13 protein-coding genes are annotated in these 13,146 nt (G+C 73.9%); 6 read left to right on the top strand and 7 right to left on the bottom strand.

What is annotated here, in order from left to right:
- The first annotated feature begins 25 nt into the window (after positions 1-25).
- From AB0D99_RS31175 to AB0D99_RS31150, 6 genes are read left to right on the top strand one after another with little or no spacing between them, the layout of a single operon-like run.
- Positions 26-1,303, top strand: a complete 1,278-nt coding sequence (locus AB0D99_RS31175; RefSeq protein WP_362369828.1) for an ADP-ribosylglycohydrolase family protein — start codon at positions 26-28, stop codon at positions 1,301-1,303.
- Positions 1,284-2,435: an ADP-ribosylglycohydrolase family protein gene (locus AB0D99_RS31170; RefSeq protein WP_362369825.1), complete on the top strand. Its 1,152-nt coding sequence runs from the start codon at positions 1,284-1,286 to the stop codon at positions 2,433-2,435. Before AB0D99_RS31175 ends, AB0D99_RS31170 begins: the two co-directional genes overlap by 20 nt.
- Positions 2,432-3,808, top strand: coding sequence for an ADP-ribosylglycohydrolase family protein (locus tag AB0D99_RS31165; protein ID WP_362369822.1), 1,377 nt, complete (start codon positions 2,432-2,434; stop codon positions 3,806-3,808). Before AB0D99_RS31170 ends, AB0D99_RS31165 begins: the two co-directional genes overlap by 4 nt.
- Positions 3,805-4,725, top strand: a complete 921-nt coding sequence (gene rbsK, locus AB0D99_RS31160) for a ribokinase (protein ID WP_362369819.1) — start codon at positions 3,805-3,807, stop codon at positions 4,723-4,725. The genes AB0D99_RS31165 and rbsK overlap by 4 nt, the downstream gene beginning before the upstream one ends.
- A complete protein-coding gene (locus tag AB0D99_RS31155) occupies positions 4,722-5,924 on the top strand; it encodes a CoA transferase (RefSeq protein ID WP_362369816.1) in 1,203 nt (400 codons plus the stop codon). The genes rbsK and AB0D99_RS31155 overlap by 4 nt, the downstream gene beginning before the upstream one ends.
- Positions 5,921-6,724 carry an aldolase/citrate lyase family protein gene (locus tag AB0D99_RS31150; RefSeq protein ID WP_362369813.1) on the top strand — a complete coding sequence of 268 codons (804 nt, stop codon included), beginning with the start codon at positions 5,921-5,923 and terminating at the stop codon, positions 6,722-6,724. Before AB0D99_RS31155 ends, AB0D99_RS31150 begins: the two co-directional genes overlap by 4 nt.
- A gap of 80 nt (positions 6,725-6,804) precedes the next feature.
- On the opposite strand, the gene lgt is transcribed toward AB0D99_RS31150, so the two are convergent.
- The 7 genes from lgt to AB0D99_RS31115 all read right to left on the bottom strand — a co-directional run bounded on the left by lgt (position 6,805) and on the right by AB0D99_RS31115 (position 12,843).
- Complete coding sequence (gene lgt, locus AB0D99_RS31145; RefSeq protein WP_362369810.1) at positions 6,805-7,767, bottom strand: prolipoprotein diacylglyceryl transferase; 963 nt, start codon at positions 7,765-7,767, stop codon at positions 6,805-6,807.
- A gap of 97 nt (positions 7,768-7,864) precedes the next feature.
- Positions 7,865-8,683, bottom strand: a complete 819-nt coding sequence (locus AB0D99_RS31140; RefSeq protein ID WP_362369807.1) for a thioredoxin domain-containing protein — start codon at positions 8,681-8,683, stop codon at positions 7,865-7,867.
- Positions 8,684-8,747: 64 nt separating this feature from the next.
- Positions 8,748-9,563, bottom strand: a complete 816-nt coding sequence (trpA, locus tag AB0D99_RS31135; protein WP_362369804.1) for a tryptophan synthase subunit alpha — start codon at positions 9,561-9,563, stop codon at positions 8,748-8,750.
- A complete protein-coding gene (gene trpB / locus AB0D99_RS31130) occupies positions 9,560-10,855 on the bottom strand; it encodes a tryptophan synthase subunit beta (protein ID WP_362369801.1) in 1,296 nt (431 codons plus the stop codon). The genes trpA and trpB overlap by 4 nt, the downstream gene beginning before the upstream one ends.
- Positions 10,856-11,160: 305 nt before the next feature.
- The gene (locus AB0D99_RS31125) at positions 11,161-11,361 is read right to left on the bottom strand and encodes a hypothetical protein (RefSeq protein WP_362369917.1); all 201 of its coding nucleotides are present in this window, start codon (positions 11,359-11,361) and stop codon (positions 11,161-11,163) included.
- A 92-nt stretch (positions 11,362-11,453) separates the two neighbouring features.
- Positions 11,454-12,263: an indole-3-glycerol phosphate synthase TrpC gene (gene trpC / locus AB0D99_RS31120; RefSeq protein WP_362369798.1), complete on the bottom strand. Its 810-nt coding sequence runs from the start codon at positions 12,261-12,263 to the stop codon at positions 11,454-11,456.
- Positions 12,264-12,405: 142 nt separating this feature from the next.
- Complete coding sequence (locus AB0D99_RS31115; protein ID WP_362369914.1) at positions 12,406-12,843, bottom strand: DUF2752 domain-containing protein; 438 nt, start codon at positions 12,841-12,843, stop codon at positions 12,406-12,408.
- Between the last annotated feature and the right edge of the window lie 303 nt (positions 12,844-13,146).

The following is a 13,146-nucleotide window of genomic DNA, read 5'->3' as shown; positions in this document are numbered from 1 at the left end:
GGCGGGCCCCACCACCCTGGGCAGCGTGGTCACCACAGCGGTGGGCGATCGCCCTGTCGGGCAGGACGCGGTTCCTCTCCGCGGCTTCGGGGAAGGCCGGTCACGCTCCAGCGGTCCGGACACCCCGGAGGGGCACGCCGCCCACGGGGGCGCCGGGCCCGTCCGGCGCGAGGTGATCGAGGGGCTTCTGCTCGGCCTGGCCGCCGGTGACGCGGCGGGCTGGCCCGCCGCCCGACACCGCGCCGCCCGCATGCCCGAGTGGACGCGCCGCCTGACCCGCGAACTCGACACCTTCGCCGAACAGAACGCCACCACCACCCTCCCCGTCCCCATCGCCCTCAACCAGCCCCCCGAGCCCCTCCGCCTCGGCCCCTCCGACGACGCCGAGTGGGCGGTCTTCACCGCCGAGGCCGTCCTCGCCGCCGGCGGCCCCCTCTTCACCACCCTCCCCCCGGAGCGCCGCCTCCGCGCCGCCGTCGACCTCGCCTGGAACTCCCTGGCGAGCCAGGTCGCCGCCGCCGCCGACCGCGCCCCCGAGGTCGAGTCCGCCGTCCTGCCCCTCCGCGCCCGGATCTCCGTCCGCGCCGGCCTCGGCAACCTCGCCACCGGACTGCGCCCGCCCGCCACCGGCCACGACAACCCGCACTACTTCGACGACGCCGCCTGCGTCCGCGCAGCCGTGCTCGCCCTCGTCCACCCCGGGGATCCGGCCGCCGCCGCCGAACTCGCCGAGTTCGACGCCCGGTACACCCAGGACGGCGACGGCGTTCACGGCGCCCGTGCGATGGCGGCGGCGATCGCCGCCGCCCTCGGTGGCGCCGGCTTCGACGAGGCGGTGGCGGCCGCCCTCGCCCAGCTGCCGCCCGCCACCGAGATCGGCCGCAACGCCCAGCAGGCCGTGAGGATGGCTCAGGACGCGACGAGCGCCTTCGCCCTCGTCCCCCTGCTGGAGCACCAGATCGTCGACCACGTCTACAGCTACGGGATCGCCGCCGCCGAGACCGTCCCGGTCGCCCTCGCCCTCACCGTCGCGGCGCGCGGCGAGGCGGCAGCGGCGATCCCCGCCGCCGCCTGCCTCTCGCGTGTCGCGGACTCCGCCCCGGCACTGGTGGGCGCCCTCACCGGCACCCTCGGCGGCGCCGCCTCCCTCCCCGCCGCCTGGCGCGACGCCTGCCGCACCCTCGCGGGCTGTGCGCTCCCCCGCCTCGCCGGTACGGACCTCGTCGAACTCGCCGGGCTGCTGGGAGACACGGAACTGGCCACCCCGGGTGGACAATTCCGACATGACACCCACACTGGATGACCGGATCACCGGAAGTCTCCTCGGGGCCGCCGTCGGCGACGCCCTCGGTGGCCCCGTCGAGGGCTACACCCCCGAACAGATCCTGGAGCGTCACGGCGGCCGGGTCGCCGGCATCGTCGGCCCCTGGAACGGCGACGCCTGGCGCACGGCACGGCCCATCGCGCCGTACCACAAGGGCGACGGGCACGTCACCGACGACACCTTGATGACCCACGCCCTCATCAGGGTGTACGAGAAGGTCCGCGACCACCTCGACGCCTACGCCGTCGCCGAGCACCTGGTCCCCGATCTGCTCACCACCCCGCGCTGGATCCCGGAGCTGGAGGCCGAGGCCCTGCCGCTCCAGCGGATCTTCCTCGCCGAGAAGTGGCTCGTGGCACGTCTCCACTACGGCCATGTCGACCCGCGCGAGGCCGGCAGCGGAAACATCGTCAACTGCGGTGCCGCGATGTACATGGCGCCGGTCGGCCTGGTCAACGCCGCGAACCCGACGGGCGCGTACGCGGAGGCGCTCGACGTCTCCGCACCGCACCAGTCGTCGTACGGACGGGAGGCGGCGGGCGTGTTCGCCGCCTCCGTGGCGGCGGCCTGCCTGCCGGGCGCGACCCCGGAGTCGGTCGTGAGCGCCGCGCTCTCCCTGGCGAAGGACGGCACCCGAGCGGCCATCGAGGCGGTGTGCGAAGTCGCGTCCCGGCACACGGACTTCGAGACGGCTCTCGTCCCCCTCCGCAAGGCGGTGGCGCCCTTCGACACGGTGGGCCCGGAGTACCGGGCGCCGTCACTGGGCGCGCGCCGCCCGTCGCGGCTCCACGCGATCGAGGAACTCCCGATCGCGCTGGGGATGCTGCTGGTCGGGGAGGGCGACTATCGCCGTACGGTCCTGGGCTCGGTCAACTACGGCCGCGACTGCGACTCGATCGCCACGATGGCGGGTGCGGTCGTCGGCGCCCTGCGGGGAGAGTCGGCCGTGCCGTCCGACTGGTCCAAGCAGGTGGCGGAGGCGAGCCGGCTGGATCTGCACGCTCCGGCGCAGGCGCTGGCGGCGGTCGCGCGCGAGGTCTTCGCCCGCGACACGGCACGCCGCCGGGCTCACGAGTCGGCGTACGCGGCGCTGACGAGCACGGCCCGATGAACCTGCGCGTCACCTGGGTGCAGCCGGAGGACCTCGTCGGCCATGAACTCCGGCAGGCCGCGGAGGACGGCCGGGACGCCTCCGCGATCGCCTCCCGCTGGTACGCGGCCGGCGGCCCGCCCGCCCCGCCCGCGGCGGGCGCCTCCCCCACTCCCCGCCCGGACCTCCGCCCGCTCGCGGAGCGGCTCCTGGACGAACTGTCCAGGCTCCCGAGCCCGCTCTCCACGACCGAACCGACCCCCCTGACGGCCATCCGGGCACTGACCCCGCACACGCCTCCCCGGTGCGCGGCGCCGGCGGCCCCGGGGGAGGACGACCCGCTGCGCGACCGGCTCCACGCCTCCTGGCTCGGCCGGGCCGCCGGATGCCTGCTCGGCAAGCCCGTGGAGAAGCTCCCGCTCCACGCCGTCCGCGCCCTCGCCCGCGCCGCCGGCAACTGGCCCCTCACCACCTGGTTCACCGAAGTCGGCGTCCCCCGCGACCTCCTCGCCGCCCACCCCTGGAACCGTCGTTCCGCCGCGACCTCCCTCGCCGAGAACATCGACGGAATGCCCGAGGACGACGACCTCAACTACCCCCTGCTCGACCTGCTCCTCCTCCAGCGGTACGGCCGCGACTTCACCACCGCCGACGTCGCCCGCCTCTGGCTCGACGAACTCCCCGCCGGCCGCACCTTCACGGCCGAGCGCGTCGCCTACCGCAACCTCCTCGACGGCGTCGAACCCCCGCTGACCGCCGTCCACCGCAACCCCTTCCGCGAGTGGATCGGCGCCCAGATCCGGGCCGACGTGCACGGCTGGACACACCCCGGCGACCCGGTCGGCGCCGCCGCCCAGGCGTACCGGGACGCGGCGCTCACCCACACCGGCAACGGGATCTACGGCGCGATGTTCGTCGCCGCGACGATGGCCACCGCCGCCACCGGCACGGCCGACGTCCACCGGGCACTCGCCGACGGTCTGTCCGTCGTCCCGCCCCGCTCCCGGCTCGCCGCGGCCGTCCGCCTCGGCATCGAATCCGCCCGCGACACACCTGACTTCGACGCCGTGGTGGACCGACTCCACACCACCCTCGGCGGGTATCACTGGGTCCATGCCGTGCCCAACGCCGCCCTGCTCGCCGCCGCGCTCACCCACGCCGACGGCGACTTCTCGCGCTCCATCTGCGCGGCGGTCTCCGGCGGCTGGGACACCGACTCGAACGGCGCCACCGCCGGTTCCGTCGCCGGTCTGCTCGCCGGCCACCCCGACCGGCTGCCCGAGCGCTGGACCTCCCCCCTCAAGAACCGGCTCTCGACCTCGGTCCCGTCCTTCGACGGCATCGGTTTCGACGCCCTGGCCGAACTGACCTGTCTGGAGGCAGTACGCCCATGACCAGCATCGTGGTGCTCGGCAGCACCAACATGGACCTCGTCGCCTTCGTCCCGAAGGCCCCCGCCCGCGGAGAGACCGTCACCGGCCGGGAGTTCCGGACGATCCCCGGCGGCAAGGGCGCCAACCAGGCCGTCGCCGCCGCCCGGGCCGGCGCCGACGTGTCGATGATCGGCGCGGTCGGCGCCGACGACTTCGGTCCACGGCTCCGGGCCGCGCTGGAAGCGTCCGGGGTCGACACCGACCTGCTCAGGACCGTCGAGGGCGCCTCCGGCACGGCCCACATCGTCGTCGACGACGAGGGCGGCAACGCGATCGTCGTCGTCCCCGGCGCCAACGGCACGGTCACCTCCCTCGACCACGGCGACGAGGCGCTCATCGCCACCGCCGACGCCCTGCTCCTCCAGCTCGAACTCCCCCTCTCCGTCGTGACGGAGGGCGCCACCACCGCCCGCCGGCTCGGCGTGCGCACCGTCCTCACCCCCGCTCCCGCCCAGCCTCTGCCCCCCGAACTCCTCGCCGTCACCGACCTTTTGGTCCCCAACGAGCACGAGGCCGCCGCTCTCACCGGGGTCGCGGACCCGCATGCGGCCGCCGCGGCGCTGCTCACCCTCGTCCCCGAGGTGGTCATCACCCTGGGCGCGGCCGGCAGCCTGCATGCCGCTCGTGACAGCAAGCCCTTCACCGTGCCCGCCCCCCGGGTCCGAGCCGTGGACACGACCGCCGCCGGGGACACCTTCGTCGGCGCGCTCGCCGTCGCCCTCGGCGAGGGACGCGCGGTGCGCGAGGCGCTGGCCTGGGCGTCGAGCGCCGCCGCGCTCTCGGTCCAGCACGAAGGCGCCTCGTCCTCGATGCCGTACCGCTCCGAGATCGACGCGGCGCACGGCACTCTCACCGGCCAGGAGGTCGACGCCGTATGACCGGCTCCGCCACCCCTCCCCCGCTGCAGGGCCTGCGGGTCCTCGACCTCGCCACCCTCTTCGCCGGGCCTCTCGCGGCGATGATGCTCGGCGACTTCGGCGCGGACGTCATCAAGATCGAGCACCCCCGCAAGCCCGATCCCTCCCGTGGTCACGGCCCGGCCAAGGACGGCATCGGTCTGTGGTGGAAGGTCCTCGGCCGCAACAAGCGGACCGTCACCCTCGATCTCTCCTCCCCCGGTGGCCGTGACACCCTCCTCAGACTCGCCGCCGACGCCGACGTGATCATCGAGAACTTCCGCCCCGGCACCCTGGAGCGCTGGGGTCTGGGCTGGGAGGAACTGTCCGCCGTCAAACCGGAGTTGATCCTGGCCCGGGTCACCGGCTTCGGCCAGTTCGGGCCGTACTCCCACCGCCCCGGCTTCGGCACCCTCGCCGAGGCGATGAGCGGCTTCGCCTCGATCACCGGCGAGCCGGACGGCCCGCCCACCCTTCCCCCCTTCGGTCTGGCCGACTCGATCGCCGCCCTGGCCACGGCGTACGCGGTGATGACCGCGCTCACCGCCAGGGCCGCGACCGGCCGCGGCCAGGTCGTCGACATGGCGATCATCGAACCGATGCTCTCCGTCATCGGACCCCACCCCCTCTGGTACGACCAGCTCGGCTACGTCCAGCCCCGCACCGGCAACCGCTCCCGCAACAACGCCCCGCGCAACACCTACCGCACCCGCGACGACTCCTGGGTCGCCGTCTCCACCTCCGCCCAGTCGATCGCCGAACGCGTGATGCGGCTCGTCGGCCGCCCCGAGCTGATCGACGAGCCCTGGTTCGGCGACGGCGCGAGCCGCGCCGAACACGCGGAGGTGCTCGACGAGGCGGTCGGCTCCTGGATCGCCCGCCACACCCGCGAGGAGGCCATGGCCGCCTTCGAGAAGGCGGAGGCGGCGATCGCGCCCGTCTACGACATCCGGGACGTGATGGAGGATCCGCAGTACCGCGCCCTGGACACCGTCACCGAGGTCCCGGACCCCGAGCTGGGCCCGATCCGTATGCAGAACGTCCTCTTCCGGCTCTCCGAGACTCCCGGGGGGATCCGCTGGGCCGGCCGGCCGCACGGCGCGGACACGGCGGAGGTCCTCGCCGAGCTCGGTCTCTCCCCGGCCGAGATCGGCGCCCTGCGCAGGGAAGGAGCCGTATGAGCGGTACGGCCTTCCCCCTCACCTGGCTGTACGTCCCCGGTGACCGCCCGGCCGTCGTCCAGAAGGCCCTGGCCTCGGGCGCCGACGTGGTGATCGTCGATCTGGAGGACGCGGTCGCTCCCGAACGCAAGGCGTACGCCCTGGACGCCACCGTCGACCTGCTGACGGACCCGCACCCCGTCCCGGTGCATGTCCGCATCCACGCGCACGACGACATCCCCCCTCTGGCGCCCCTTCCCGGGCTCAGCGGCTTCCGTGTTCCCAAGGTGACACACGCCACCGACATCCACCGGATCGCCGAGGCGGTCCCCGGCATCCCCCTCTTCCCGCTGCTGGAGAACGCCCTGGCGCTCGAACACGCCTACGCCATCGCGTCGGCCGACCCCGCCGTCCGCGGCATCGCCCTCGGCGAGGCGGACCTCCGCGCCGATCTGGGGGTACGGGACGAATGCGGCCTCGACTGGCCGCGCAGCCGTCTGGTGGTCGCCGCCCGGGCGGCGGCCCTCCCGCCCCCCGCCCAGTCGGTCCACCCCGACATCCGCGACCTGGACAGCCTGGCGGCGAGCTGCGCGCGCGGCCGTGCCCTGGGGTTCATGGGCCGCGCGGCGATCCACCCCCGCCAGCTCCCGGTCATCGAGCAGGCGTACCTGCCGAACCCCGACGAGGTCGCCGCGGCCGAGGAGGTCGTCAAGGCCGCGGAGACGACGGAGGGCGCCCTCGCCCTCCCGGACGGCCGCTTCATCGACGCCGCGGTCGTGGAGGGCGCCCGCCGCGTCCTGACCCTGGCGGCCAGGGCCTGAGGGGCGGCGCAACGCCAGGGGGCCGCCCCGGACACTCGGTCCGGGGCGGCCCCCTGGTGTGTGCGATGCCGGCGGGCCGGTCAGCCCTTGCCCGCGCCGTTCCCGGCCGGCTCGTCGGTCGATTCCCCGGTGAGGGTCCCGGGAGCGTCCTCGGGCTCCTCCGAGACGGCGTCGGCCTCGGAGCCGTCACCGTCCTCCTCGGTCCCGCGCTTCACGACGGCGGCCTTGTCCCGGTCCGGCTCCACGATCTCCTCCCGTCCCGGGCGGACCCGCGACGAGATCACGATGTAGGCGACGGCCAGGACGAAGACGACGATCGCGGTCCAGACGTTCAGCCGCAGGCCGAGGACGTGGTGCGCCTCGTCGACCCGCATGTACTCGATCCACGCGCGGCCGGTGCAGTACGCGGCGACGTACAGGGCGAAGGCGCGTCCGTGGCCCAGCTTGAAGCGGCGGTCCGCCCAGATGACCAGGAACGCGACGCCGACGCACCACAGCGACTCGTACAGGAAGGTCGGGTGGTAGATCCCTTCCTCGCGGTTGGCTCCGGCGGAGATCTCCAGGCCCCAGGGCAGGGTGGTCGGCTTGCCGTACAGCTCCTGGTTGAACCAGTTGCCCCAGCGGCCGATGGCCTGGGCGAAGGCGATGCCGGGCGCGATGGCGTCCGCGTAGGCCGGCAGCGGGATGCCGCGCCTGCGGCAGCCGATCCAGGCACCCACCGCGCCGAACGCGATGGCACCCCAGATGCCGAGGCCGCCCTCCCAGATCTTGAAGGCGTCGACCCAGTTCTCACCCTCGCTGAAGTACAGCTGGTAGTCGGTGATCACGTGGTAGAGCCGGCCGCCGACGAGGCCGAAGGGCACCGCCCAGACGGCGATGTCGGCCACGGTGCCGGCTTTGCCGCCCCGGGCGATCCAGCGCTTGTTGCCGTACCAGACGGCGACGAAGACACCGATGATGATGCAGAAGGCATAGCCGCGCAGCGGAACCGGTCCGAGGTTCAGGACTCCGGTCGACGGGCTGGGAATGTAGGCAAGGTCCATGGCAGAACCGACGCTACCTTGCCGGGCGGGTGACGCGGCAGCCCACCCGACAACGTCTGCGTAACTAAGGCTCCGATCGGCGGCACGCCGGAGGGCGTCAGCCGGTGGGCGAGGCCGTGCCCGGCTTCTTGCCCGCGTTCGCCTCGGCGACCCACTTCTTCAGGTTCTCCGGGGAGATCTGCTCCTCCCCCTTGTTCGGGAAGATCGATTCTCCGTTGAGCAGGACGGACGGCGTGCCCCGGAAGTCGCTGTTGCGGAAGGCGTCGTTCGACTTGCCCACCCAGCTGTCGTGCGTGCCGTCCTCGACACAGCTGCGGAAGGCCGGCGTGTCGAGCCCGGGCACCTTCGCGGCGAGCTCGATCAGCTTGTCGTTCGAGCCGAAGGCGTCGTCGGTCTCCTGCGGCTGGTTGATGTACAGGACGTCGTGGTACGGGGTGAACTTTCCCGCGTCCTGGGCGCACGCGGCGGCGTTCGCCGCGCGCAGGGAGCCGCTGCCGCCCATGTTCCCGTCGATGAGGGTGGCGAGGTGGTACTCCGTCTTCAGCGCGCCGGAGGCCTCCAGCTCGTGGATGGTGTCCCGGAAGGCGTTCTCGAAGGACGCGCAGGCCGGGCAGCGGAAGTCCTCCCAGATCGCCAGGGTCGAGGGGGCGTCCGTCTTCCCCGTCGGGATGGCCGGCTTGTCGCCGTCGGTCGCGCCGGTCGGGGCGACGACCGGTCCCGCCTTGTCCGAGCCGCTGTCCTTGTCCCCGCTGTTGGCGGCGATCACTCCGACGACCGCGGCCAGGCCGAGGACGCCGACGACCGCGGCCGACACGATCAGGACGCGCCGCTGCTTCTCCCGGGCCTTCTCTCGCTCGCGCTGCTGCTGGAGGCGCTCCCGCGCGCTCCCTTTTCCGTCACTGTTCTTCTGGCTCACGCCCTCAGCAACGAACCGGGGAGGCGCGTACGCGCCTCCCCGGTCACAGATCCACCCATTCGGGTTACGAAACGCGGCGCACGCCCTCGGCGAGTTCGCCAGCCAGTTCCCTTACGGCGGCGAGTCCCGCGGCCTCGTCGTCGGCGTCGAGCATCCGCTTGACGAACGCCGATCCGACGATGACGCCGTCGGCGAAGGCGGCGACCTCGTTGGCCTGCTCGGCGTTGGAGACGCCGAGTCCGACGCAGACCGGCAGGTCGGAGGTGGCGCGGGTGCGGCGGACGAGGTCGGCGGCCTCGGCGCCCACCGACTCGCGGGTGCCGGTGACCCCCATCAGCGAGGCGGCGTAGACGAAGCCGGAGCCGGCGGCCGTGATGGTGGCGAGCCGCTCGTCCTTGCTGCTCGGAGCGACGACGAAGACGGTGGCGAGACCGTGCTTCTCGGCGTGCTCGCGCCAGCTCGCGGACTCCTGGACCGGCAGGTCGGGCAGGATGCAGCCCGCGCCGCCGGCCGCGGCCAGCTCCTCGGTGAACCGCTCGACGCCGTAGCGGTCGATCGGGTTCCAGTAGGTCATGACCAGCACCGGCTTGCCGGTGGCGGCGGACGCCTCGCGGACCGTGCGCATGACGTCGGCGATCCGGACGCCGCCGCGCAGGGCGATGTCGTCGGCCGTCTGGATGACGGGGCCGTCCAGGACCGGGTCGCTGTGCGGGAGCCCGACCTCGACGATGTCGGCGCCGCCGTCGAAGACGGCCTTGATCGCCTCGATGCCGCCGTCCACGGTCGGGAACCCGGCCGGGAGGTAGGCGATGAGGGCCGCGCGGTTCTCGGCCTTCGCCTTGGCCAGGGTGTCGCTGAGGAGCTGGATGTTGCCGCTCACTTGGTGTCCCTCCGGATCTCGCCCGCGCCGTCCTCGGCGGCGGCGTCGGCCTCGACGGGGGCCGCGTCGGTGTCGTAGAGCCCGAAGTAGCGGGCGGCGGTGTCCATGTCCTTGTCGCCGCGGCCGGAGAGGTTGACGACGAGCAGGCCCTCGGGCCCCAGCTCCTTGCCGACCTCCAGCGCGCCCGCGAGGGCGTGTGCCGACTCGATGGCCGGGATGATGCCCTCGGTACGCGAGAGCAGCCGCAACGCCTGCATGGCCGCGTCGTCGGTGACGGCGCGGTACTCGCCGCGGCCGGTGTCCTTGAGGTACGAGTGCTCCGGGCCGATGCCGGGGTAGTCCAGGCCGGCCGAGATGGAGTACGGCTCGGTGATCTGGCCCTCGTCGTCCTGGAGGACGTACGACCGCGAACCGTGCAGGATGCCGGGCTCACCGGCGGTGAGGGTGGCGGCGTGCTCGCCGGTCTCGACGCCGTGTCCGGCCGGCTCGCAGCCGATGAGGCGCACGTCGGTGTCGGGGATGAAGGCGTGGAAGAGGCCGATGGCGTTGGATCCGCCGCCGACGCAGGCGATGGCCGCGTCGGGGAGGCGGCCGGCGCGCTCCAGGATCTGGCGGCGGGCCTCGACGCCGATGACGCGGTGGAAGTCGCGGACCATGGCGGGGAACGGGTGCGGTCCGGCGACGGTCCCGAAGAGGTAGTGGGTCCGGTCGACGTTGGCCACCCAGTCGCGGAACGCCTCGTTGATGGCGTCCTTGAGGGTGCGGCTGCCGGACTTCACCGGGATGACCTCGGCACCGAGGATGCGCATCCGGGCGACGTTCAGCGCCTGGCGCTGGGTGTCGATCTCGCCCATGTAGATGGTGCATTCGAGCCCGAAGAGGGCGCAGGCGGTGGCGGTGGCGACGCCGTGCTGACCGGCACCGGTCTCGGCGATGACCCGGGTCTTGCCCATGCGCTTGGTGAGCAGGGCCTGGCCGAGGACATTGTTGATCTTGTGCGAGCCGGTGTGGTTGAGGTCCTCGCGCTTGAGGAAGACCCGGGCGCCGCCGGCGTGCTCGGCGAACCGGGGGACCTCGGTGAGGGCGCTCGGGCGGCCGGTGTAGTCGACCATGAGGTCGTTGAGCTCACGGGCGAACTCGGGGTCCGCCTTGGCCTTGTCGTACTCGACGGCGACCTCGTCCACGGCGGCGACGAGCGCCTCCGGGATGAACTTGCCGCCGAAAGCGCCGAAGTAACCCTCGGCGTTCGGAACCTGACCCTCCGGGTCCGGGATGAAGAACTCGCTGGACATGCGGCTGCTCCTCGCGGGGCGGACGCCCCGTGTGACATGCGGTCTGGTGGTCACGTTGTGCGCGCGACGAACTCACTCCGTTGTGCCCGCCCGCTCCGCCGGGCCGGCGTCCCCCGGACGGAGTCCGGGGGAGGGTGGGCACAACGGAACGGCACCCTTGCCGGGCCGGTCTCCCGGTCCCTCCGGCGCCCACGGGTGCGGCGACGCGTGGTGGCCGGGCACAGGGAGCGGACGCGCCCGCAGGGGCGCCGTCCCGTCCCGCCCAGCGGGACGATGGCCCGCACGGGGCCGGGGCGGCCGGGCCGTCAGGCGGCGGTCGTCGTGAGGGTGCGCGCGGGGCGCGGGCGCCATCGCATCCCGTTGACCTGGCCGGGCTCGCTGCCGATCACGTACCGGACCCGACGCCCGTGGACACGCCGAGCGGGCGCCCGGCAACCGCGCGGGCGGCAGCCCCGGGCCAGCGGGGCGTGCGCGGGGGCGGCGGCGGTACGGAGCCGGGTGCGCATCGCGCGGGTCACCGCGGCCGCGCCGAAGGCACCCGGGGCCGCGGGGCCCTGGGTGATCGGCGTGGTGACGCGGTACGAGGTCACGGTGGGGGTCAGCCCCGCCCGTGGCGCAGGGCCGGGTGGGCGCCGGCGGCGACGAGGTCGGCGACGGCGGCCTTCGGGTCGCGGCCGGTCACGAGGGACTCGCCGACCAGGACCGCGTCGGCGCCGGCGTTGGCGTACGCGATGAGGTCGTGCGGCCCGCGGACGCCGGACTCGGCGACCTTGACGATGCCGGCCGGGATCTCCGGGGCGACGCGCTCGAAGGTGGAGCGGTCGACCTTGAGGGTCTTGAGGTTCCGCGCGTTCACGCCGATGATCCGGGCGCCGGCGTCGACGGCGCGCTCGACCTCCTCTTCGTCGTGGACCTCGACCAGCGGCGTCAGGCCGATGGACTCGGCGCGCTCGATGAGGGAGACCAGGGCCTCCTGCTCCAGGGCGGCGACGATCAGGAGGGCGAGGTCGGCCCCGTAGGCCCGGGCCTCCCACAGCTGGTAGGCCGTGACGATGAAGTCCTTGCGCAGGACGGGGATGTCGACCCGGGCGCGGACGGCCTCCAGGTCGGCGAGGGAGCCGCCGAAGCGGCGCTCCTCGGTGAGCACGGAGATGACGGCGGCGCCGCCCGCCTCGTAGTCGGCGGCGAGGCCGGCCGGGTCGGCGATGGCGGCGAGCGCGCCCTTGGACGGGCTGGAGCGCTTGACCTCGCAGATCACCGTGACGCCCTCGCCGCGCAGCGCGGCGACGCCGTCCTTGGCCTGCGGCGCCTTGGCGGCGCGCTCCTTGAGCTCGTCGAGGGAGACCCGCGCCTGCCGCTCTGCGAGGTCGGCGCGCACGCCTTCGATGATCTCGTCGAGCACACTCACGCGAGAGGCCCCCTTCCGGGACGGTGATGGTGACGTTCGTGAAGATGAACCAGGTTCAGCCATGTCGATGGTATCCGCAGGAGGGCGCCGGACTCGCATCCACCCGACATGCGTCCCACCTGCTGGGACTTCCCGGAAGCCGTCACGGGGCCAGCGCGGAGCCGAACGGCAGGTTCCGCACCAGCGTGAAGAGGGCGAGGACGGCCCCGATCCCCCACCACCAGACGGGGGCGATAGCGATCCGCATGGGGACGCCACGGACGGCGCGAATCAGCCAGAGGGCCATCACGACGGCGAAGATCCCGTAGCCGACGACGGCGAGCGCGTTGGCTCCGAGGGCGGTGCCGAGTTCGCCGTGCACGAAGGCGTGGGCGCTGCGGAGCCCGCCACAGCCGGGGCAGAAGATCCCGGTGAAGCGCAGCATCGGGCAGACCGGATAGTGCCCGGGCTCGTTGGGATCGACGCTGCCGACGTAGGCGAACGCGGCGCCGACCCCGACGAGGGTGCCGAGGGGGGCGAGAAGCCGCCGGGCGAGCGACCGGGGCCGGGGCGAGGGGGCCGCGGGGCCGGGGGGCCACATCGCCGTGGGGGACGCCCCCGCGCGCTCCGGGTGGGCGGGTGCCGCGGGCGGGCTCGCCGTGCCGGGCACGGTGCCCGCGACGGGCCGGGCGGCCTCGGCGGCCGCATCGGGGCTCCGGGCGGGTTCTTCGGTGACGCCGGGCGTCGGCGGCTTCGGGTGCACGCGGTGATTGTCGCTCCTGACGCGCGAAGGCGCAGCACGGCATCGCCCGGCGGGGCCGTAGCGGGCCGGGGGGGGCGCGCGGCTCAGGCGCGGCGCGTCGGGGGGGGCCCGGCGCGGGGGGCGGGCCCGGCCGCCCCCGCC

The organism is Streptomyces sp. NPDC047971, from assembly GCF_040653355.1.
Lineage (GTDB): Bacteria > Actinomycetota > Actinomycetes > Streptomycetales > Streptomycetaceae > Streptomyces.
The sequence above is the reverse complement of the archived record's forward strand: the minus strand, read 5'-3'. Positions and strand labels throughout refer to the sequence as shown.